This is a genomic window from Arthrobacter sp. AFG20, assembly GCF_002892795.1.
Taxonomy (GTDB): Bacteria; Actinomycetota; Actinomycetes; order Actinomycetales; family Micrococcaceae; genus Arthrobacter.
The window spans coordinates 113,977-133,577 of the sequence record NZ_PJMC01000003.1; the positions used below are offsets into that span (position 1 = coordinate 113,977).

The window sequence follows — 19,601 nt, forward strand, 5'->3', positions numbered from 1 at the left end:
CGTTGTTAGAAGGGAATCAGGCCGGCCATGGCGGGCAGGAAGGTGCTGAACCATGGAACGGCGGCAAGCACCAGCAGCCCGATGAACACTGCGATGAGGTATGGCCAGAAATGCTTGAGGCTCTTTTCCACGGTCTCGAGGCCGGTTGCGCAGGCCACATAGAAGCCGACACCGGCCGGCGGCGCGAACGAACCGATGCCCATCGAGATGATCAGCACCATGGCGTACTGCACCGGGTTGACGCCGAATTCGGTGGCGATGGGCAGGAGCAGCGGTGCGAAAATCAGCACCGCTGGCAGGCCCTCAAGCAGCTGGCCCATGATGATCAGCAGCACCACAGTGAACAGCATGAAGAGAATGGGTGAGTCGCCCAGGCCGGACATGAGGTCGTGGATCTGCTGGGACACACCGGCGAGGGCAAGCGTCTGGGCCAGCGGCGACGCGGCAGCGATGATGAACAGAACCATGCCCGCTGTCGTCGTCGTTTCCCGCAGCGTATCGCCCAGCAGCCGCTTGCTGCCGCGCCGGTAGGCGGCGGCAAGGACAAAGGCATAAGCGACGGCGACCGAGGACACCTCGGTGGGAGTGGCGAAGCCGCTCAGGATGCCCACCACCATGCCCACCGGCAGCAGCAGCGTGGGGATGGCGAAGAACGTGGCGGAACCGCGCGCACGCCAGGTGGCCTTGGGGCTGGAGACGCCCCCCTGCTTCTTTGCGCGGAGGAAAACGAGCGCCATGACCACGAGGGCCAGGAAAGCAGCCGGAACGAAGCCTGCGAGGAACAGCGTGGTGGTGGAGATCGTGGTGATGGAGCCCATGATGAGCAGGACGATGCTCGGCGGGATGGTTTCGCCCATGATGGCCGAGGCGGACAGCACCGCGACCACCTCGCCGCGCGGGTACTTTCGTTCCTCGAGCATGCCGCGCATGGTGGTTCCCACGGCCGCGACGTCCGCAACCTTGGAGCCGGAGATGCCGGAGAAGATGTACATGGTCACGACGACCACCTGGAGAAGACCGCCCCGCAGGTGCCCGATGAGTGCGTCCACCAGCTTGGCGAGCGGCAGGGTCAGGCCGGCGGAGTTCATGACGGTGCCGGCAAGGATGAAGAACGGGATGGCCAGCAGCACGAAGCCCTTGGCGCCCGAGGCCATGCCGATCGGGATCGCACTGACCTCGGAGATCCCGCCGAGGTAGAGGTAGATGCCGGAGGCCAGGGCCAGGACGAACGCGATGGGCAGGCCCAGGAACAGCAGGGCGAACAGGGCAACCAGGACCACGCCGAGGAGGACGTTGGGCGAGGCGTAGTAGAACAGCGGCTGGGACAGGACAACGGCGGCGGCCAGGACGGCGGTGATCCCCGCGCCGACCAGGACGGCGCGGCGTGGCTGCCGCGTGAGTTTCAGGACGGCAAACCAGGCAATGAGCACCATGCCGATCGAGAAGGGCAGCGAAACCCAGAACACCGGCAGCTGGAGGATCGGCGTCTTTTCCTCGAGCTGCTGGACGAGGGTGGGGACGAAGAGCGCAAAGGCTCCGGCGCTCATGACGAAGACAAGGCAATCGACCAAGGCCGCCAGATAAGGCTTCCAGCTAGCCGGAAGCCGCATGATCAGGGCCTGGACGGCCATGTGCGCACCCTTGGGATAGGCGATGGCACCGCCGATGAAGGCGATGGTCAGCAGCGCGATTTCAGAGACTTCCTGCGTCCACAGCACGGAATCCCCGGTGACAACCCGGACCATGATGTTCAGCAGGATAACCACGAGCTCGGCAAGGATGGCCGCGCCGACGGTCCATTCCAGGGCCTTGTCCAGCCAGATGGCTCCGCTCCAGCGCGGTGCGACGTGCCCGTGGTGAAGGATCTCTTCCGCGTCGGAGGGAAGGACCTCTTCGAGTTCCTTCGGGGCGAGTGTATGTTCCATGTTTTTCCAGACTGTCATCGTTGAGAGCGGGATGCTTGGTGAGGGCCGGAGCGCCGGACTGCGCTCCGGCCCTCAAAGGGTTTTACTTGGCTGCGGCAATTGCCTGGTCGAAGAATTCCTTGCCGATCAGCTTCGAGAACTCCGGGTAGAGACTCTTGGAAACTGCCTTGAACTGCTCGAGACCCGCGGCGCTGGGCTCGTTGGCCTTCATGCCCTTGGCGGTGAGCTCGGCCAGCTGCTTCTCTGACTGCTCGGCGTCGTACTCGGTCTTGAAGGTGGCGGTTTCAACCGAGGCGTCCGTCAGGATCTTCTTCTGGTCCTCGTTCAGCGAGTCCCACTTCTTGGAGGACAGGGCCAGGACCCAGGCGTCGTTGATGTGGTGGGTCAGCGAGACGTACTTCTGGACTTCCGAGAACTTGTTGGTCCACGGCACCTCGATCGGGTTTTCCTGACCGTCGATCGTTCCCGTCTGCAGGCCGGTGAAGACTTCGGAGAACGCCATGGTGGTGGGGCTCGCGCCCAGCTTGCCGAAGAAGTCGGTCCACAGCGGGTTGCCCGGCACTCGGATCTTCAGGCCCTTCAGGTCCGACGGCTGCTCGATGGGGCGCTCGGAGTTGGTGATCTGGCGTCCGGTCCGGGTGAGGAAGGACAGCGCGACGGTGTTCTTCTCCTTGAGCTTTTCCTTCAGTACATCGCCGGGCTTGCCTGCCAGGAACGCTGCCTCTTCCTTCGTGTCATCGAAGAGGTAGGGGATGCTGATGGCATTCATCTCGGGCACCACGGACGCGTAAACCGACGTCGACAGGATCAGCGCGTCCAGCGAGCCGCCCTGAAGCCTCGTGACGGCGGCGTTCTGATCCCCGCTGAAGCTCGTTCCGTTCGGTACCACTGTGACAACCACGGAGCCGTTGGAGGTCTTCTTCACCTGGTCGGCGAAGTGCTGGGCGGAGACACCCACCGAGGAGGTCAGCGGGTCCGGGATGGACAGCTGGACCTTGGCCACCGGCGCGCCGCTGCCGGGGGCTCCGGAGGCGCAGCCGGCGAGGACGGAGGCGGCGAGGGTGCATGCCAGCACTCCAGTGAGGGCGCGGGTCTTGGTGTTCATGTGATGCCTTTCTTCATTGGAAGGAGTCTTTTCCGGCAGGCGCGGGATGACATTGTCTTCCCGCGCCTCGCCCGGAGGGGTAATGCGGATGACTAGGCGCTGACGGCGGCTTCGGCGACCAGCGCCTCAGTTTCGCGGCGCAGCTCGAGGGCCTGCGAGAGCGATTCGTCCATGATGACGTCTTCCCAGCGGACGGTGGCACCCTTGGCGACGTCGGCGCGCAGCTCGACGTGGTGCGCCAGGGCTACCGGCAGGGCACCGATTTCGACGGAGTGCTTGGCCGAGACGAGCTTGCCCCAGACCGTGAAGCCGCCTTCGCCGTCGAGGAACTCGCCGGCCTTCAGGTCCTTCTTGGCGGTGGCAACGACGTCACCGAAGAAGCCGACGGGCGATCCGGTTGCAATGCCGCGGAGGGCTGCGTTGGCGATGGACATGTTCAGTTCGAGACCCACGTAGTGGTAGGGGCGGTACAGGGCTGCGTACTGGCCGGTGGGGTCCGGGTGCCACGGGTATTCGTTGAAGCAGCCGGAGACGTAGCCGTTCGTTGCCTTGACGACGACGAAGACGCCTTCCTGGGTGTTGTGGCTGATCCAGCTGCCGTCGCGGTTGACGCTCGACATGACGTCCACGCTTCCCTCGTGCGCCAGGGCACCCCCGACGTCGGCCGGGCGGCAGATCGTGGCGATCTCCTCCACGTCGCCCGGCGTGAAGCTCAGGCCGTTGTCAGAAGGGGTGAGGCCGGCGCCGTTGGCGACGGCGGCCATCTCGATGGAGGCCTTGGTGCCGTCACGGAAGGAGGTGTGCATGTACGGGTTGAGCTGGCCGGAGTCGGTGAGTTCCTTGGAGAACTCCCAGTTTTCCCAGACGTTGTCCGGGTTCATCTCGTGGTAGTGCTCAAGGTACTTGGCGCCCTTGCCGGCGCAGACCACGTCAAAGCCGCTGGTCCGGGCCCAGTCCACCAGTTCCATGATGAGTGCCGGCTGGTCGCCGTACGCCATGGAATACACGACGCCGGCCTCTTCCGCGCGCTTGGCGAGGGCCGGTCCGGCCAGGGCATCGGCCTCGACCGTGACCATGATGATGTGCTTCTTGGTTTCGATCGCCCGCAGCGCGTGCTTCACGCCGACGATGGGATTGCCGGTGGCTTCAACGATGACGTCGATGTCGACGTCGAACAGTTCGTCAGCGTTTGCCACGATGGTGGTGGAGCGGTTCTCCAGAGCAGTGGCGATGTCCGGGGCGATCTGGTTCTGGGGCCATCCGACGAGCTCGAAGGCACCCTCAGCCCGCTTCACATTGATGTCAGCGATGGCAACAACATGGATGCCCGGGATGTTGTTCGCCTGGGCGAGGTACATGGTGCCGTACCGGCCGGCGCCGATGAGGCCCACGCGGATCGGGCGGCCCTGCTGCTCGCGGTCGCTGAGAAGTTTGTGGAGGTTCATGGGGATCTCTCTGATTGTTGTCTAAGCCGAAGGGGCCAGCCGTCCACCGTGGGGTGGAGCACCTCTTCGTCGCAGTTGCTGTGACTTGGGCTACCGAGTGGAACCGGTTCCACTTTTGTACCAGTCAGTGTTAAGCTGTGTCAACAGATGTCGGTGAAACCCACTGGCCGCAAGGAGGAGCATTGAAGAAGGCGCCCACTATCCGCGATGTGGCGGCAGCGGCGGGAGTCTCGGTGTCCGTGGTGTCGCGGGTATTGAACCCCGACTCCGGCCCGGTCGCGCCCGCCAAGCGCGAACAGGTACTGAATGTCATCGATGAACTTGGGTACCGCCCCCGCGCCGCGGCGCGCGAACTCAGCGCGGGCCATGCCCTCACCGTTGGCCTGGTTGTCACGGACCTCGCCAACCCGTTCTTCGCCCAACTGGCTGACCGCGTGGTGTGGGAGGCCCGCAGCCATGGCGTGCAGGTAGTGGTCATGACCACTCAGGAGGACCCGCACCTTGAGGCCGAATCCCTGGACACGCTCCTTGACCGTTCAGTGGGCGGCGTCATCGCAACGCCGACGGGCGGAAACGTCGAGAAATGGGAGCGCCTGCGGGATCTCGGTGTGAACGTGGTCTTCGTGGACCGCGCCATACCGGATCTCAGCGACGTCGACGTTGTCAGCATCGAAAATTCCGACTCGGCCCGGCGAGCAACCGATCACCTCATCGCCCTGGGCCACGAGCGGATCGGTCTTATTACCGGCCCTGCAAGCACCTCCACCGGACGTTCGCGGATCGGCGGCTACCGGGCCGCCCTCGAAAGCGCTTCGCTGAGCCTCGATCCCATGCTGGTCAGGGACGTTCCCTTCCGCGGAGACGGCGGGGGGGACGCCGTCGGGTCCCTCCTTGCGTCCCCGGACGCCCCCACTGGACTGATCGTCGCCAACACCGCCCAGGTGCAAAGCTCAGTCCGGCGCCTCGTCCAGATGGGTGTGCGGATACCGGGCGACCTGTCGGTTATCGTCTTTGACGACAATCCGTGGACCGAGCTGACCAGTCCCCCGCTCAGCGCGATCCGGCAACCGATCGGCATGCTCGCGCTGCATTCGCTTGAACTCGTCCTCGGACGAATGCAGGGCCGGCTCCCCGCGGGCGCCAGGACCATCGAAGTGATGGCGGATTTCGTGCCGCGAAGCAGTTGCGCGGCACCGGCCCGCCTCGCCACCAGCAAGTCCGCAACCAGATAAGGAAAAGGAAAACCCATGACCGTAGTTGTCACCGCCATGTTCACGCCCAAGGAAGGTGCCTTCGACGACGTCGTGGCCGCCCTCTCCCCCGCCATCGCGGAGGTCCACGAGGAGCCGGGCTGTGAACTGTACGCCATCCACGAAGCCCCGAACGGCCAGATCGTCATGATCGAAAAGTGGGAGAGCGCCGAGCTCCTCGATGCCCACGGCGCCGGCGACCCCGTCAAGCGCCTGAACGCCTCCCTTGAGGGACTCCTGGCGGAACCGGTGGAGGTGACGCGGCTGGCCGCAATCCCCGCCGGCACCGCCGCGCAAGGTGCGCTCTGAGTTAAGGCCTCAGGCCTGAAAAGACAACGGCGGCCCCTTGCCTGCGCAGATCAGGCGGGGGCCGCCGTCGAGCCCCTGACCACCAGTTCCGGGTCCACGAGCTTCGTCCGGACCGGCAGTTCCGGATCCTTCATGCGGTCCAGCAGGGCCTTCGCCGCTCCGGCACCCACCTCGCCGTTGCGGCCGTCAATGGTGGTCAGGCGCAGCAGGTTCGCCGACGCGAGCGGCGAATTGTCGTAGCCGATCAGGGAAAGATCCTCCGGGATGCGCCGCCCCCGGTCCCGCGCCGCGGCCGCCACCCCCATCGCCATCACGTCGTTGGCCGCAAAAATCGCCGTGATCGCAGGGTTCTGGTCCAGGAGCCTCAGCGCACCGTCGTAGCCGTCCGGCTCCATCGTCTGCCCGTGGCCCTGCACGGTGTGCGGCTGCAGCCCGTGTTCGCGCATCGCGGCCTCAAACCCCTGCGCCCGGAGACGGGCGGCACCGCCCCCGCCGGTCACATGCCCGATTTCCCGGTGCCCGAGCCCGATCAGGTGCCCGGTGGCCAGGCGGCCGCCGGCCTCGTCGTCGTTGGCCACGATATCCGCCCCGGGGACCACGACGTCCCGGTTGCCCGCCACCACCGCAGGAACGTCGACGGCGGCGAACATCTCCTCCGTAGGCTCGGTCGCGATCACTATGCCGTCCACCCGCAAAGACATGAGGCCGTCCACCGGCGTCCGGTCCAGGTGGGCATTGAACGACGGGTCGGCGACGGCTACACGGAAGCCGAGGGGAGCGAGTTCGTCGTGCAGCCCGCCAAGCAGGCCGACGAACCAGAGGTTCCGGTAGTCGTCCAGGACGACGCCGATGGTCCGGGACCGGTTACCGGCCAGGGTCGCTGCCGCCCGGCTCGGGCGGTAGTTCAGCCTTTCGATGGCCTCCTCGACGGCGGCGCGGCGGGCAGCGGAGACGCCGGGCGCACCGCGCAGGACCAGCGAGACCAGGGATTTCGATACCCCGGCCGCGGAGGCGACGTCGTAAATGTTCGGGCGTTTTCCGGTCTCCTGGGTCACCCTGCAATTGTCACCCATGCGCTGACCTTTTAGGGATATTGACAGGACAAAGTTCCGCCCCTATCGTGTTTATGGAGCGCTCCATTTGCGTCCCACGTCACAGCGGCCGAATCCCGCAAAGCCCGTTTCAAAGGAGAAAACCAATGCCCAAAGATCTCGGCGTAGCCGTCATCGGGGCGGGCATGGCCGGCAAGGCCCACGCCGCCGCCTTCCGCACCGCCTCCGCCCTGTACAACCCCGTCCTGCCGCCAATCCGGCTGGTTTCCATCGGCGACGTCAACCCGGAGTTCGGCTCCCTCGCCGCACGGCGCTTCGGCTACGAGCGCAACGACACCTCATGGCAGGCCATCGCCGAGGCCGATGACATCGACGTCGTCAGCGTTGTCATCGCCAACTCGCTGCATAGGGAAGTGGTGGAGGGCCTCCTTGCCGCCGGCAAGCATGTGCTGTGCGAGAAGCCGCTGAGCGACACCCTGGAAGACGCGCGGGCCATGGCCGACGCCGCCCGCAACGCCTCCTCAATCGCCCGCATCGGATTCACCTTCCGCCGCACCCCGGGCATCGCCTATATCCGCGACCTCATCCGGAACGGGACCCTGGGCAAGGTACTGCACTTCAGCGGCCGCTACTGGACGGACTACGGCTTCAGCCCGGATGCTCCCATGAGCTGGCGCTACAAGGGCGGCCCCGGCTCCGGTGCGCTGGCCGACGTCGGAAGCCACCTGGCGTACGTTTCAGAGTTCCTCTGCGGCGACGTCAAGTCCATCAGCGGCGGCCGCCTCAGCACGGCCATCGACAAGCGGCCCCTGCCGCTGGGCGCCGTCATGGGACACGACCACGCCGCCGTCAGCGACACCTATGAGGCCGTGGAGAACGACGACTACGCAGCCTTCTCAGCCGAGTTCGAAAACGGCGCCGGCAGCTTCGAAGTCTCCCGCGTCGCGGCCGGCCACGCAAACAGCCTCAACTTCGAGGTCTTCTGCGAGAACGGCTCCGCGAAGTTCGACCAGCGCCGCCCGGGCGAGGTCCAACTGTTCCTCAACGACGGCTCCGGCCACGAGAGCGGCTACCGCCAGGTCATCCTCGGCCCGGGCCACCCCTACATCGCCGGCGGCCTTGCCATGGACGCCCCCGAGGTCGGTTTCGGCCAGAACGACGCTTTCGCCTATCAGTCGCGTGCGTTCCTCGAAGAGGTCGCCGGCCTCAGCGAAGCGGAATCCCTGCCGCGCTGCGCCACCTTCGATGAAGGCGTCCGCAACATGGAACTGCTCGCCGCCGTCACCGAATCCGCCCTGAACAACGGAAAGAACATCACGCTATGAAGCTCGGCGTCTACAACGCAATCCTGCACGACCGCCCGCTGCCCGAGGCCCTGAAGGTCGTCGCCGACCTGGGCCTGACCGGCATCGAAATCAACTCCGGCGGGTTCCTGCCCGCGGTGCACGTCCCCACCTTCGACGACATCCTCGAAAGCGACGCCGCCCGCGATGACTACCTCGCGATCTTCGAAGGCACTGGCGTTTCCATCGCCGGGCTGAACTGCAACGGCAACCCGCTGCACCCCAACCGCGCCATCGGAGACAAGCACGCCGAGGACATCCGCCGCTCCATCCGCCTGGCCCACCGCCTCGGACAGAGCCGAGTGGTCACCATGTCCGGCCTGCCCGGCGGGGAACCCGGCGCCACCGTGCCGAACTGGATCGTCAACGCCTGGAACTCCGCGGCACTGGACGTCCTGGACTACCAGTGGGGCGTCGCCGCCAAATTCTGGAAGGAGACCGACCGGCTCGCCGCCGACCACGGCGTCAAGGTCGCCCTGGAACTGCACCCGCAGAACCTCGTCTTCAACCCCGCCGACGTGTACAAGCTCGTCGAACTGACCGGCGCCACCCACGTGGGCGTCGAACTCGACGCCTCCCACCTGTTCTGGCAGCAGATGGACCCGGTGGCCGTGGTCCGCGAACTCGGCCCGCTGGTCTTCCACGCGGCCGCCAAGGACGTACGCGTCAACAAGGACACCGCCGCGGTCTACGGTGTCCTCGACAACCGCTTCCGCCGGCTCTCCCCCGAAGAAAACCGCACCAACCTCGGCGGCGACGAGTGGGCCAACGAATGGCCTAAACCCGCCGCTTGGGACTTCGTCGCCCTCGGCAAGGGCCACGACACGGCCTACTGGACGGAGTTCCTGCGCGCCCTCCACGAGGTGGACCCGGACATGCTCGTCAACATCGAGCACGAAGACGTCGAGCTGGGCCGCATCGAAGGGCTCGAAGTAGCCGCTACGGTCCTGAAGGATGCGGACGCAGCTTTGGCCGCCTCGCTGGTCAACCACTAACCCGCACCCGCACCACACGCACCAGCACGGAAGCCTGCCGGCACCAGCCGGCAGGCTTCCTCCGTTGTTGAACGGAGCCAGAGGGCCTGCGGGTATCGTAGGGACTACCCGATTGCCAACTCCCTCCTGGCAGAGTGGCTCCCCTGGAAGCGGCGCGGGCAGATGCTTGGCGTCCTCCAGGTGGGCTTTGAAGCGGCTGATGACGCCCCTGCAGCCAAGAAGAAGATGGATCTCCGCGTCCTGCTGCGTCGGCCTTACCTTAAGCGCACCATCGTCTGCAGCTCCTTCTACGCCCTGCAGGTTGGCCCGCTGCTCGCCATCTTCACCTTTGGCCCCACGATCCTGTCGGCGTTTGGCATGGGCGAGGGCAATCTCTCCAACCTCGGTTCCGTGATTATCGACCTGGTTTTCCTGGCCGGCTGCATCCCGGCGCTGAAACTAATCAAATCCTGGGGCCGCCGGCCGCTCATCATCTGGTGCTTCGCCCTGATGGCCATCCCCCTGGAATAGGCCTATCCGAGCGAAAGAGGACGGCGGCAAGCCTGAAGCCGCAACCAGCAACGATGAGCCGGCGCTGCAGACAAAACTAGCCGGCGCAAACCAGTCACAACATAGGCGTGCCGCTCAGGTGGATTCCCACCTGGGCGGCACGCCTTAGTTTTTCGCGGCAGGCGGAGGATGGTCGAGGCTGCCGGCAGAAGTCGAAAGTCTAAAACTTATTCTTATCCGTTGAATTCGCACGATGCGGCACGCTTCGAAGCATCCCGCAGCGGCCCCGGGTCAGTTCCCGTGCCGGCGGACAGCCTAGCGGATGCCCTGGTCGGAGAACTTCACGACATCCGCCGCGTTGGCCTTGTCGACGATGGTGGGCCCGGTGAGCACGGGCTGCCCGCCGCCGAGCTTGAAGCCGCCCCGCTTGACCTGCCACAGAGCGTCCACGGAACCATAACCCTGGAGCCACGGCTGCTGGTCCACCGTGAACAGCACGGTGCCGTCCGCGATCTTCTGCGCGAGCTCCTTGTTCAGGTCAAAGGAGGCCACCTTCGCCGAGCTGCCCGCAGTTGCGACGGACTTTAGGAGGGTGAGCGTGATGGGTGCTCCCAGGCCGATGATGACGTCGGCGTCCTTGGCTGCCTGCAGCTTTGCCGTTGCCGTTGATTCCACGGACGTCATGTCGGCGCCATTCACGTACAGGATCTCAGTTCCGGGAACCTTGGACTTCACGCCTTCGCAGCGGGCTTCCAGCCCCACGTGCCCCTGGGCCTGGATCACGCAGATGGGGTGCTTGAAATTCTCGGCAGCCAGCTTCTCCCCCACGGCCTGGCCAGCGAGCTGCTCGTTGGAGCCGAAGTGCGTGAAGGCCCCGAGCTCCTTGGAGACGTCCTCACCGGCGTTCAGGCTCACGATGGGGATGCCGGCGTCAGAGGCCTTCTTGAGGGAATCCTTCAGTGCGCCGGGCGTGGCCAGAGTGACGGCGATGCCGTCCACCTTCTGGTCCACGGCCTGCTGGATTAGCTGCGCCTGGCGGCCCGCTTCGGGATCGTTCGTGTAGAGGAGCTCCACGTTGTCCTTTGCGGCGGCCTCCTCGGCACCCTTGCGCACGGTGTCCCAGAAGGTGTCGCCCGCCGGAGCGTGCGTGATCATGGCAATCTTCATGCGCGGAGTGGAGGCGGCCTGGCCCCCGCCGCCTCCACTGCTGGCTTCCGGCGCCCTTCCGCCCTGGCTGGAGCAGGCCGTCAGGGCCAGCATCGGGATCGCAACTGCGGCGACCGCGGCGCGGCGCCAAAAAAACTTCTTCACTGGTGATCTCCTTCGATCGTGTCCAGATGATCAGGGAAGCCACACCGCCGTATCTTTCCGGCTGGAAAAGGATGATGTGACCGAGCGGACTTGGAGCGCTCCATAAATCGAGAGTACGAGCAGGACTTTGTCCTGTCAATAGTTCTAGTTGTCGCGGCCAGCTGACCGCCGCCTGCCGCTGACGGCTTAACGCTCGTAGACGCCGGTCAGCGTTGCCGTGCCCAGCAGATGACGGGCGAGCTCGGAACCCAGCTCCGCAGGCTTCGCCCCTGCCCCGCCCGGCAGCTCTTCCACATCCAGCGCATAGACCGTGACGACATAGCGGTGCCGGCCGTGACCCGGCGGCGGGGCCGCCCCCAGATAGCCGCTGAAGCCGCCGTCGTTCGTCAGCTGCACCGCTCCGGGCGGGAGCTGCGGGCCGCCCTCAGCCCCGGCGCCCTCCGCCAGGGAGGTGGTGTCCGCAGGGATATTGAGGACCGCCCAGTGCCAGAATCCACCGGCGCCCGGCGCATCCGGATCAAACACGGTGACGGCGTAGCTTCTGGTTCCGTCCGGCGCCCCGCTCCAGCTCAGCTGCGGGGACTCGTCGGCGCCGCCGGCATGCATCCTGCCGCTGCGCTGCGGCGGCGGCAGGGTCGCGCCATCCTCGAAGGACCGGCTGGTGAGCCCGAACGTGGGGACGTCCGGCAGGTTTGAAAACGGGCCCGGCGATGTCATGGCTGCCTCTCAGGTGGTGGGAACTTCGGCTTCCTCTGCTGCTGCTTCAATGTGGTTGAGCTCCGCCCGCGTGGGTGGATTGGCGCCTGCACGGGACACGGTCACTGCTGCCGCGCGGGACGCGTGGGCCAGGAGGGCGGTGAGCCCCTCGGCCGGCAGCGCCCGCAGGTCAGCCCGGTTCTGGGCGCCGGCCAGGCCGCGGTCCACCACCCCGGAAAGCAGCGCCGCCATGAAGGAATCCCCGGCGCCCACGGTGTCCGCCACCTCCACGCGGGGTGCGGCAAACTCGGCCTCGCCCGCGGCGGTGATCCCCCACGGCCCGGCCGCGCCGCGCGTCACCACCACCACGGCCGGCCCTTCGGCACCGCCAAGCTTCAACCAGCGTCGTGCGGACTCCAACGGATCCACGCCGGGGTAGAGCCAGGCGAGGTCCTCGTCGGAGGCCTTGACAATGTCCGCGAGAGTCACGAACTTTTCCGCCTGCCGGCGGGCGTAATTGGCGTCCGCGATGATGCTGGGGCGGCAGTTGGGGTCAAAACTGATGGTCGACGCCGGGTGGGCATGTTCGACGGCGGCCAACACCTCCGCGGCGCCCGGCGCCAGCATGGTGGCGATGGAGCCCGTGTGCAGCAGCGTGGTCCCCTGCAGCATGAACGGCAGCCGTTCCACCAGCCCGGGGAGCTCCCAGGCGAGGTCGAACGTGTAGGTGGCGGCGCCGTCGTCGTCCACCAGTGCGGTGGCCACACTGGTGGGCAGCCCGTCCGGGGCCTGCGGGAGCATGACGGAACTCGCCCGCAGGTGGGCGGCCACCGACTCACCGTAGGCGTCCCGGCCGTACCGGCCCACGAACTGCACGGGGTGCCCGAGGCGGGCGAGCCCGACGGCGACGTTGAGCGGGCTGCCACCCACATGGGCTTCGATTCCGGAACTGCGCTGGACCACGTCAACGAGGCCCTCGCCGATAACAGTGAGCATGGTCATACTCTGCCAGAGAACGCCGCCCGGCGCCCGGGTCCTTCCAAAGGAAGTTGCCCGAAAACTAGGCCTTCTTCCCCGGCAGCGCGAGCTTGAAGACCTTCGCCCACGAGGAACCCACCTGCTTCAGCAGCGGCCCGGTGGTGTACGGCAGGCCGTAGCGCTTGCAGATTTCCTGCACCTTCGGGGCCACTTCCCCGTACCGGTTGGACGGCAGGTCCGGGAACAGGTGGTGTTCGATCTGGTGGGACAGGTTCCCGGTCATGATGTGCATGAACTTGGAGCCGGAGATGTTGGCCGAGCCGATCATCTGGCGGACGTACCAGTCACCGCGGGTTTCACCCTCGACCATTTCCTCGGTGAAGGTGTCCGTCCCTTCCGGGAAGTGTCCGCAGAAGATCACGGCATGGGCCCACACGTTGCGCACGGCGTTGGCGGTGAGCGTCCCCATAAGCGCCTGCTTGCCCGAGCCGGTGAGCATGGCAACGGCCGGCGTGGCGGCGTAGTCCTTGGTGAACTGCTTGAGGGCTTTGATGCCGAGGGCCTTGAGGTCGCGGGTCATGGCCTCCTTGCTCTTCCTGCCCTCCTTGTAGTCGACGAGCTCCAGGTCGTAGACCGCGATGCCCCATTCGAAAATCGGGGCCAGGATCGCGTTGTAGAGCGGGTTGCCGAGGGCGCGGGGGGTCCAGGGCTGGTCCTCGTCCATGCGCAGCAGGTTGTATCCGACGTCGTTGTCCTTGCCCACCACGTTGGTCCAGCGGTGGTGGAGGTCGTTGTGGGTGTGCTGCCACGAACGGGCCGGGGTCACGAAGTCCCATTCCCACGTGGTGGAGTGGATGTCCGGATCGCGCATCCAGTCCCACTGGCCGTGGAGGATGTTGTGGCCGATCTCCATGTTTTCCAGGATCTTGGCGAGGCTGAGCAGGCTGGTGCCGGTGACCCAGGCGGCCTTGTTCCGGCTCGCCAGCAGCGTCGCGCGTCCCGCGATCTCCAGCCCGCGCTGGATCTTGATCACCCGCCGAATGTAGGCGGCGTCTGAAGCTCCGCGCTTGGCGAGGATCTCATCCTTGATGGCGTCCAGCTCGCGGCCGAGCTCTGCCACCTGTTCGTCGGAAAGGTGTGCGGCGGCTGGCGGGCGGACGGTGGGCCGGCCGGAGGCGGCCAGTGCCCCCGGCCGCGGTTTGGTAACCGGCTTGTCCGTGGAGACGCCGGTGGTGGACTTCGTAGTCGCGGCTGTGCGATCGGATATTGCAGTCATGCTTGTGATGCTCCTCAAATCTCGAGGTTAACGGGCCCGGCAGCTGCCGAAACGCACGTCTGGATTAGTTGGCCCGGTTCACCGTGGACTTCGCCGGTGCGGAGGTCCCGGACCTGCCCTGCACGCAGGGGCAGCAGGCAGCTGTGGCAGATGCCCATGCGGCAGCCGCTGGGCATGAGGACCCCGGCGTCTTCGCCGACGTCGAGCAGGGGGGTGTCGCCGTCGGCCTCCACCTCACGGTCGGAGGCCTCAAAGGTGACCAGCCCGCCGTCGTGCCCTTCACCGCCGAGCAAGCTGGTGTTGAAGCGCTCGATGATGAGGTTGACGGGGTCCGCTGCGAAGGGGCCGGTGGCCCCTTCTGCGCGGGCTGACTTGGGGTTCTTGGGGTGGGCGGCCGCTTCGGCGGCCCACAGGGCTTCTGCGTCATCCAGGAACCCTTCCGGGCCGCAGGCGTAGGCAGCGCGGCGGCGCCAGTCGGGGCACAGGCTGTCCAGTCCGGCGGCCGAGCCGAAGTCCATCCGGCCACGCTCCCCGGTAAACCAGTGGGTGACGCGGAAGTTGGGGAACTGGTCCGCGAGCTCGGAAAGTTCCTCACGGAAGATGCTGTCCTCCGGCCTGCGGGCGGAATGGATCAGCACCACATCGGCGTCGGGACGGTGCGGCACCAGCGTGCGGACCATGGACATCACGGGGGTGATGCCGCTGCCGGCGGTGAGCATCAGGAGAGGCCGCGGATGTTCGGGGAGGACGAAGTCGCCCTGCGGGGGCGCCAGGAACAGGACGTCCCCGGGCCGGGTGTTGCGGACCAGGACGCCGGATACGGCACCCACGTCGCTCACGGTGATGGCGGGATCCTCCCCCGCCGGGGCGCTGAGCGAATAGGAGCGCCAGTGCCGGACGCCGTCGAGTTCGACGCCGATCCGCGCCCACTGGCCGGCTTTATGGGCCTTCCAGCCGCGGCCGGGCCGGAAATGGATGGTGGCTGAATCCGCTGTTTCAGGGACAACTTTGGTGACCACCCCGCGCAGCTGCCGGGCGGAGAACACCGGGTCAAAGAGCGCGAGTATGTCCTCCGGGGCTAGAGGAGTTGTCAGGACAGACGCCGCGCGCGCCAATTTGCGGAGCCGGATCATGCTGTCCGCTTCCTGCCGGGCTCACCCATGTGTATCTCCTAGTGAAACCCATGATCGAAATATGTTGACTATCCCCCAACTACAAGAGTCCCCCATGCCGGTGCCACTAGCAACCGGCGTCCGCATCGCGGGGCGCTGGACCACGCGGGACAGGCGTGGCGCGTTGCGGGCCATGTTCAATATTCCTCCGTTGTTACGCCTGCGGGCTTTTGCGGTAGATGATAAGCATACTTACCGCCGGAGTGCACGCACTCCCTTAGCCCACGTCAATGCAACGAACGGACGCCGGCGTAGTTCCCGCCCCTAAAGCAGCAGCAGCTCCTGGACCAGCTCGCGGCACTTTCGGTACGACGGGGCCTTCGGGTCGATCAGCGCGAAGTGGTCGCCCGGAACCTTGACCACCTGGACCGGGGCTCCGGCTGCGCGGGCGGCCGTGGCGTAGGCCTCGGACTGGCTCACCGGCACGGTGTCGTCCTCAATCCCGTGGACCGCATAGACCGGGATGGTGAGCGGCACGGCGCTCATCGGATCGGCGTACTTGTGGCGCTTGGGGTACCTCTCGGCAGAGCCGCCCAGAAAGTTGCTGACGGCACCGTTGCTGAGGTCGTGCCACTCCGCCTGCGCCAGGTTGAGCAGCCCGGACTGGCTGACGACGCCGGTCAGGTGGACGGCCTCGCCGTTGAGGTTCCTGGCGACCTGCCGGTCGGCGTCGGCCGCGCCCAGTCCCGCAAGCCGGTCCCGGCCGGCCGCCCAGACGGCCAGGTGCCCGCCGGCGGAGTGCCCCAGCGCCACCACGCGATTCAGGTCGAGGTCGTGCTCGCCGGCCACCTCACGGAGCTTATCGATCCCGGCGAGGACATCCTCGAACGTCCGCGGCCACCCGCCGCCGTTGCCCGCCCGGCGGTACTCCAGGTTCCAGGCGACGATGCCGTGCGCGGCGAGGTCTTTCGCCAGCGGCTCGCCCAGTTCAGCGCCGTACTGCGAGCGCCAGTAGCCGCCGTGGATCACCACAACGATGCCGCGCGGCGATGGCGGCTTGCCGTTGCGTGCGGAGGGTGCTTCCGGCAGGAAGAGCTCGCCCCACTGGCTGGGGTGGTCACCGTAGTGGTACTTCTGCCGCTTCACTGCATCCTCCCAGGATCCTTCGAACGGGGCGCCGGCCCCTCCTTGCCGCCTCCCCCGCGCCCGGGGTCCGGGATTGCAGGGCACAGCGGCGCACAACAGCCATGCTCCGAGCCTACATGGACGCCGCTTCCGTGGGGCACAAGGGGCTGCAGTGGCGGGGGTGTCACCCGCGCCGCTGTCGCACGGCCTTGATAGTTTGTAACCATGGCAAGCAACTGGGATCGCCTGGACGTCACTCAGCGCGACTCCGTGCAGGAAAACGTGGAACTCTATGAGCGCGTCCGGCCTGCCCTGAAGCTTGTCACCCGGGAAGTACTGCAGATACTGCGGACCATGCTCAAGGACACCGAGGTCACGCCGCTCTTCGTCACGGGCCGGACCAAATCAGTGGACTCCTTCCGGGAAAAGATCTCCCGGACGGAGGAACCGCTGGAGCCGGGCGAGCAGCGACTGCTGAAGTTCCCCGACCCGTTCCGCACCCTCAACGACATGGTGGGCGTCCGCGTCATCACCAAACTGCCGGCTGAAAACGCTCTGGTGGCCAACCTGATCAAGCGACAGCGGCACCTCTTCGACTGCCGGGGGGACCGCGAAAAGGACATCGGTTCCATCGAATCCGGAACCTACGGCTACTCCAGCCGGCACCTGATCCTGCGCACCATCCAGAACGACGTCGTGAAGAACTACCAGCAGGTCTTCAACCCAGACGCGCAGCCCAACGGCAGCTACTTCTTCGAATGCCAGATCCGCACCGTGTTCGCGCACGCGTGGAGCGAGATCGAGCACGACATCCGGTTCAAGGCCGAGGACCCGCGGGCCTGGACGCCGCACTTCGACCGCCAGTTCACCGCCACCGCCGCCATGCTGGAGACGGTGGAGACCGCTTTCGCCGACCTGCATGAACGCTACGAGGAGGTCCGCAGCTACTGGGACGTAGACGGAGAGGGAGCAGCGCAGCTCACCCCCAACCGCATCCGCGACGTCTGGCGCACCCTGCTTCCCCACGTAGACCGTAAAGTAGATGACGACTGGGGATGGGCGGCCGAACTCCTGGCGGCCCACGGACTCAAGCAGACCGTCCAGCTTGCCGGACTGCTCAGCGCCAACCGGATCACCGAGGTCCGCAGGGCCCTGGACCACCGCTACTCCCCCGGCCCGGACCGCCTGCTGGATGACCTCCTGCTGTGGCAGTACGGCACCAAACACATCGACCTCACCGCCGAGGCGCCCGACGCCGTCCCCCACCCCCGGCGCGACAGCCTCCTGCGGCGGCTGAAGCAGATCGAGCGCTACCGCCAGACCAAGAAATAGAGTTTCATGAAGCCCGAACAGCTCCAGTCCGTCCGGGCCACGCTCCGTTCCCCGCGGCGCCTCAAGACCGAGGCCCTGGCCGGACTGGTGGTGGCCCTCGCCCTCATTCCGGAAGCCATCGCGTTCTCTGTGATCGCCGGCGTGGATCCCCGGATCGGACTGTTCGCCTCCTTCACCATGGCGGTCACCATCTCCTTCGTAGGCGGCCGGCCCGCCATGATCTCGGCCGCAACAGGCGCCGTCGCCCTGGTGATCGCGCCGCTGATGCGCAGCCACGGACTGGACCACCTGATCGCCGCGGTAATCCTCGCCGGGGTCTTCCAGATCCTGCTCGCCATCCTGGGCGTCACCAGGCTCATGCGCTTCATCCCGCGCTCGGTGATGGTGGGCTTCGTGAACGCCCTGGCCATCCTCGTTTTCATGGCCCAGCTACCTGAACTGATCGGGGTTCCCTGGCCCGTGTATCCGCTGGTCGCCGGGGGCCTGCTGATCGTCATCGGCTTCCGCCGGATTACGACGGCGGTGCCGTCACCCTTGGTGGCCATCGTCCTCCTGACGGCCCTCGCCGTGCTCGCCCGGATCGACGTCCCCACCGTCCAGGACAAGGGCCAACTGCCGGAAAGCCTGCCCACACTGTTCATCCCTCAGGTGCCTCTGACGTGGGAAACCTTTCAGATCATCGCACCGTTCTCGCTGTCCATGGCGCTCGTGGGACTGCTGGAATCCCTGATGACTTCCAAGCTGGTGGACGACATCACCGATACGCGCTCCAACAAGACCCGCGAATCCTGGGGCCAGGGCGTGGCCAACATCATCACCGGCTTCTTGGGCGGCATGGGCGGCTGCGCCGTGATCGGGCAGACCATGATCAACGTCAAGGGCTCCGGCGCCCGGAGCCGGGTGTCGACGTTCCTTGCGGGTGTCTTCCTGCTCGTGTTGGTAGTCACCCTGGGCGACATCGTGGGCCTCATCCCCATGGCCGCCCTCGTGGCGGTGATGATCTTCATCTCAGCCATTACCTTCGAATGGCACTCGGTTGCGCCCGCCACCCTGAAGCGGATGCCCAAGTCGGAAACCGCCGTCATGCTGATCACTGTGGTCACGGTGGTGGTCACTCACAACCTGGCGATCGGCGTCGGCGTCGGCGTGCTGGCGGCGATGGCGATGTTCGCCCGGCGGGTGGCCCATTTCGCCACCGTGGAGCGGACAGAAGTGGAGCTCAACGGGCGGACTGCAGCCACCTACACGGTGGACGGCGAACTGTTCTTCGCCTCCTCCAACGACCTCTACATGCAGTTCAACTACGCCCGCGACGCCGAGCCTGACATCGACAAGGTGGTGATCGATCTGCACGCCTCGCACTTGTGGGATGCCTCCACCATTGCCGTGCTGGACGCCGTCACGGAAAAGTACCGCAGGCACGGCCGTGAGGTGGAACTGATCGGCCTCAACTCGGCCAGCATCCAGATGCGGGAACGTCTGGCCGGGAAGCTCAACGCCGCAGAGTGAGCATTATCACTTCATGACGCGTACAGCCCTTACCTGACGCGGTTCGGCGCGGCGGGAAGCGACACGGTCCCGTTACCTTAATGTGACATTCCAAAAAGCCTCCCGTACGGTGGAAAACGTGCCTTCTTCACCGACGAGGCACTCCCGCGCTGATTGCCTAACTCTGCCGCAGCCCGAGGAACCATTCGAAGACCCATGTCCGGCAGAGACGGGGAAACCACTTTTCGGCCCGCTTGAAGCGGGCCTTGGGGTGAAGCCGCACAGTTCCTGACCACGCTCAGGACCGCGGCCGGGTGCCTCCCATCCGAATCCGACAGCTCACCTCGCAGGCATCGGGAGAGGCTTCTTC

At 66.2% G+C, this 19,601-nt stretch carries 17 protein-coding genes and 1 riboswitch; of the genes, 7 read left to right on the forward strand and 10 right to left on the reverse strand.

Annotation, left to right across the window (positions count from 1 at the left end; genetic code table 11):
* Positions 1–5: 5 nt before the first annotated feature.
* The 3 genes from CXZ05_RS04190 to CXZ05_RS04200 all read right to left on the reverse strand — a co-directional run bounded on the left by CXZ05_RS04190 (position 6) and on the right by CXZ05_RS04200 (position 4,475).
* The gene (locus CXZ05_RS04190) at positions 6–1,925 is read right to left on the reverse strand and encodes a TRAP transporter large permease subunit (protein ID WP_102971365.1); all 1,920 of its coding nucleotides are present in this window, start codon (positions 1,923–1,925) and stop codon (positions 6–8) included.
* A gap of 82 nt (positions 1,926–2,007) precedes the next feature.
* Positions 2,008–3,030 carry a DctP family TRAP transporter solute-binding subunit gene (locus CXZ05_RS04195; RefSeq protein WP_102971366.1) on the reverse strand — a complete coding sequence of 341 codons (1,023 nt, stop codon included), beginning with the start codon at positions 3,028–3,030 and terminating at the stop codon, positions 2,008–2,010.
* A 92-nt stretch (positions 3,031–3,122) separates the two neighbouring features.
* Positions 3,123–4,475, reverse strand: coding sequence for an NAD(P)H-dependent oxidoreductase (locus tag CXZ05_RS04200; protein WP_102971367.1), 1,353 nt, complete (start codon positions 4,473–4,475; stop codon positions 3,123–3,125).
* 182 nt (positions 4,476–4,657) lie between these two features.
* Here CXZ05_RS04200 and CXZ05_RS04205 point away from each other — a divergent pair, with 182 nt between their 5' ends.
* Together CXZ05_RS04205 and CXZ05_RS04210 are read left to right on the forward strand one after the other, a co-directional pair.
* On the forward strand, positions 4,658–5,707 hold the full coding sequence (locus CXZ05_RS04205) for a LacI family DNA-binding transcriptional regulator (protein WP_102971368.1): 1,050 nt from the start codon (positions 4,658–4,660) through the stop codon (positions 5,705–5,707).
* A gap of 15 nt (positions 5,708–5,722) precedes the next feature.
* Positions 5,723–6,034, forward strand: a complete 312-nt coding sequence (locus CXZ05_RS04210) for a putative quinol monooxygenase (RefSeq protein WP_102971369.1) — start codon at positions 5,723–5,725, stop codon at positions 6,032–6,034.
* Positions 6,035–6,084: 50 nt separating this feature from the next.
* Here CXZ05_RS04210 and CXZ05_RS04215 read toward each other — a convergent pair whose 3' ends face one another.
* Positions 6,085–7,089 (reverse strand): LacI family DNA-binding transcriptional regulator, encoded by a 1,005-nt coding sequence (locus tag CXZ05_RS04215; protein WP_102971571.1) that lies wholly within the window; start codon positions 7,087–7,089, stop codon positions 6,085–6,087.
* 143 nt (positions 7,090–7,232) lie between these two features.
* Here CXZ05_RS04215 and CXZ05_RS04220 point away from each other — a divergent pair, with 143 nt between their 5' ends.
* From CXZ05_RS04220 to CXZ05_RS04230, 3 genes are all read left to right on the forward strand, one after another.
* Entirely contained in the window at positions 7,233–8,411 is a 1,179-nt protein-coding gene (locus tag CXZ05_RS04220; protein WP_102971370.1) for a Gfo/Idh/MocA family protein, read from the forward strand.
* Complete coding sequence (locus CXZ05_RS04225; protein WP_102971371.1) at positions 8,408–9,424, forward strand: sugar phosphate isomerase/epimerase; 1,017 nt, start codon at positions 8,408–8,410, stop codon at positions 9,422–9,424. Before CXZ05_RS04220 ends, CXZ05_RS04225 begins: the two co-directional genes overlap by 4 nt.
* Before the next feature lie 162 nt (positions 9,425–9,586).
* Positions 9,587–9,934 carry an MFS transporter gene (locus CXZ05_RS04230; RefSeq protein ID WP_258006436.1) on the forward strand — a complete coding sequence of 116 codons (348 nt, stop codon included), beginning with the start codon at positions 9,587–9,589 and terminating at the stop codon, positions 9,932–9,934.
* 294 nt (positions 9,935–10,228) lie between these two features.
* Here CXZ05_RS04230 and CXZ05_RS04235 read toward each other — a convergent pair whose 3' ends face one another.
* The 6 genes from CXZ05_RS04235 to CXZ05_RS04260 all read right to left on the reverse strand — a co-directional run bounded on the left by CXZ05_RS04235 (position 10,229) and on the right by CXZ05_RS04260 (position 16,432).
* On the reverse strand, positions 10,229–11,224 hold the full coding sequence (locus tag CXZ05_RS04235) for a substrate-binding domain-containing protein (RefSeq protein ID WP_102971372.1): 996 nt from the start codon (positions 11,222–11,224) through the stop codon (positions 10,229–10,231).
* 186 nt (positions 11,225–11,410) lie between these two features.
* Positions 11,411–11,941, reverse strand: coding sequence for a YbhB/YbcL family Raf kinase inhibitor-like protein (locus CXZ05_RS04240; protein WP_102971373.1), 531 nt, complete (start codon positions 11,939–11,941; stop codon positions 11,411–11,413).
* A 9-nt stretch (positions 11,942–11,950) separates the two neighbouring features.
* A complete protein-coding gene (locus tag CXZ05_RS04245) occupies positions 11,951–12,916 on the reverse strand; it encodes a carbohydrate kinase (RefSeq protein WP_102971572.1) in 966 nt (321 codons plus the stop codon).
* A 64-nt stretch (positions 12,917–12,980) separates the two neighbouring features.
* Positions 12,981–14,174, reverse strand: a complete 1,194-nt coding sequence (locus CXZ05_RS04250) for an acyl-CoA desaturase (RefSeq protein ID WP_102971374.1) — start codon at positions 14,172–14,174, stop codon at positions 12,981–12,983.
* Positions 14,175–14,188: 14 nt separating this feature from the next.
* Positions 14,189–15,307, reverse strand: a complete 1,119-nt coding sequence (locus tag CXZ05_RS04255) for a ferredoxin reductase (protein WP_102971375.1) — start codon at positions 15,305–15,307, stop codon at positions 14,189–14,191.
* A 303-nt stretch (positions 15,308–15,610) separates the two neighbouring features.
* A complete protein-coding gene (locus CXZ05_RS04260; protein ID WP_102971376.1) occupies positions 15,611–16,432 on the reverse strand; it encodes an alpha/beta hydrolase in 822 nt (273 codons plus the stop codon).
* Between the two features lie 204 nt (positions 16,433–16,636).
* Between CXZ05_RS04260 and CXZ05_RS04265 the strand changes: the two genes are divergently transcribed.
* Together CXZ05_RS04265 and CXZ05_RS04270 are read left to right on the forward strand one after the other, a co-directional pair.
* Complete coding sequence (locus CXZ05_RS04265; RefSeq protein WP_102971377.1) at positions 16,637–17,743, forward strand: GTP pyrophosphokinase family protein; 1,107 nt, start codon at positions 16,637–16,639, stop codon at positions 17,741–17,743.
* A gap of 6 nt (positions 17,744–17,749) precedes the next feature.
* Positions 17,750–19,252: a SulP family inorganic anion transporter gene (locus tag CXZ05_RS04270; protein WP_102971378.1), complete on the forward strand. Its 1,503-nt coding sequence runs from the start codon at positions 17,750–17,752 to the stop codon at positions 19,250–19,252.
* Between the two features lie 144 nt (positions 19,253–19,396).
* Positions 19,397–19,598: riboswitch (cyclic di-AMP (ydaO/yuaA leader) on the forward strand.
* The last annotated feature ends 3 nt before the right edge of the window (positions 19,599–19,601 follow it).

Excerpts from the sequence above, each read along its gene's own strand:
- CXZ05_RS04240 (WP_102971373.1), bottom strand. The coding sequence starts at position 11,941 with ATGACATCGCCGGGCCCGTTTTCAAACCTGCCGGACGTCCCCACGTTC.
- CXZ05_RS04220 (WP_102971370.1), top strand. The coding sequence starts at position 7,233 with ATGCCCAAAGATCTCGGCGTAGCCGTCATCGGGGCGGGCATGGCCGGC.
- CXZ05_RS04195 (WP_102971366.1), bottom strand. The coding sequence starts at position 3,030 with ATGAACACCAAGACCCGCGCCCTCACTGGAGTGCTGGCATGCACCCTC.
- CXZ05_RS04210 (WP_102971369.1), top strand. The coding sequence starts at position 5,723 with ATGACCGTAGTTGTCACCGCCATGTTCACGCCCAAGGAAGGTGCCTTC.
- CXZ05_RS04245 (WP_102971572.1), bottom strand. The coding sequence starts at position 12,916 with ATGCTCACTGTTATCGGCGAGGGCCTCGTTGACGTGGTCCAGCGCAGT.
- CXZ05_RS04265 (WP_102971377.1), top strand. The coding sequence starts at position 16,637 with ATGGCAAGCAACTGGGATCGCCTGGACGTCACTCAGCGCGACTCCGTG.
- CXZ05_RS04200 (WP_102971367.1), bottom strand. The coding sequence starts at position 4,475 with ATGAACCTCCACAAACTTCTCAGCGACCGCGAGCAGCAGGGCCGCCCG.
- CXZ05_RS04225 (WP_102971371.1), top strand. The coding sequence starts at position 8,408 with ATGAAGCTCGGCGTCTACAACGCAATCCTGCACGACCGCCCGCTGCCC.
- CXZ05_RS04270 (WP_102971378.1), top strand. The coding sequence starts at position 17,750 with ATGAAGCCCGAACAGCTCCAGTCCGTCCGGGCCACGCTCCGTTCCCCG.
- CXZ05_RS04230 (WP_258006436.1), top strand. The coding sequence starts at position 9,587 with ATGCTTGGCGTCCTCCAGGTGGGCTTTGAAGCGGCTGATGACGCCCCT.
- CXZ05_RS04190 (WP_102971365.1), bottom strand. The coding sequence starts at position 1,925 with ATGGAACATACACTCGCCCCGAAGGAACTCGAAGAGGTCCTTCCCTCC.
- CXZ05_RS04255 (WP_102971375.1), bottom strand. The coding sequence starts at position 15,307 with ATGATCCGGCTCCGCAAATTGGCGCGCGCGGCGTCTGTCCTGACAACT.
- CXZ05_RS04250 (WP_102971374.1), bottom strand. The coding sequence starts at position 14,174 with ATGACTGCAATATCCGATCGCACAGCCGCGACTACGAAGTCCACCACC.